General features: G+C 61.4%; 1 protein-coding gene. It reads left to right on the top strand.

Annotated features, from left to right (window positions below):
• Positions 1-91: 91 nt before the first annotated feature.
• Positions 92-1,034 (top strand): IS630 family transposase gene (locus QWJ46_RS31035; RefSeq protein WP_302756365.1). Its coding sequence is split into 2 segments (ribosomal slippage): positions 92-427 and positions 429-1,034, totalling 942 coding nucleotides; the frame shifts between segments, so codons are not numbered across the junction.
• The last annotated feature ends 15 nt before the right edge of the window (positions 1,035-1,049 follow it).

The raw sequence follows: 1,049 nt of genomic DNA, 5'->3' as shown, positions 1-1,049 counted from the left end.
TAGAGCGTGCTGCAATTTTCCGGAATCGGGGATTCGCAAATCAGCGGAAATGTGATTCCCTATGCATGCCGGGAAAGGATGGCCGGCATGGATGACGCGACCCTATTCCGCAGACCTTCGCGAGCGTGCGTTGGTCCGATTGAGTGCCGGGGAGACGACGCGGTCGATCGCGGCGGCACTTTCGATTGCTCCCTCCTGCGTTTCGAAATGGAAGCGACGTCTTGCCGAGACCGGCTCGTTTGAGCCTGGCCGCGCCGGCGGAGGCAAGAAGCGAACCCTGTCGGGCGAGCGGGCCGACTGGTTGCGTGAACGCTGCCGATCCAGCCCGTTCACGACACGCGGATTGGTGGCGGAATTGGCCGAACGTGGCATCAAGACCGACCGCCGAGCGGTTTGGGTCTTTGTTCGGGCCGAAGGCCTGAGCTTCAAAAAAAACGGTTCTGCCGGCTGAGCAAACGCGAGCGGACATTGCCCGCAAGCGGCTGCGCTGGAAGACCCATCAGCCGCGGATTGAAGCTCGTCGGCTGGTCTTTCTCGATGAAACCTGGATCAAGACGAATATGGCGGCGCTCAGGGGCTGGGCGCCGCGCGGCCAGCGGCTCGCTGCGCCGGTCCCGCACGGCCACTGGAAAACCCTGACCTTCATCGCCGCCTTGCGCTGCGACCGGATCGATGCGCCCTGGGTCATCGACGGACCGATTAACGGCGAGCTCTTCACCCTCTATGTCAAGAAAGTTCTCGTGCCCACCCTCGCCAAGGGCGACATCGTGATCCTCGACAATCTCGGCAGTCACAAGGGACAAGCCGTGCGCCGTGCCGTCAGGGCCGCAGGTGCACATCTCTTCTTCCTGCCGCCCTACAGCCCCGATCTCAATCCTATCGAGCAGGTCTTTGCCAAGCTCAAGCATCTCATCAGGAAAGCAGCCCCACGGACCGTCGAAGCAACATGGCGCAAGGCCGGTGAATTGCTCGACGCATTCTCGCCGGCCGAATGCGCCAACTATCTCACAAACTCAGGCTATGCTTCCGTATGAAAACAGCATGCTCTA

It is taken from the genome of Rhizobium sp. CBN3, assembly GCF_030518245.1.
Classification (GTDB): Bacteria; Pseudomonadota; Alphaproteobacteria; order Rhizobiales; family Rhizobiaceae; genus Rhizobium; species Rhizobium aethiopicum_A.
Note: the sequence above shows the minus strand (reverse complement) of the source record. Positions and strands in the feature narration are given on the sequence as shown.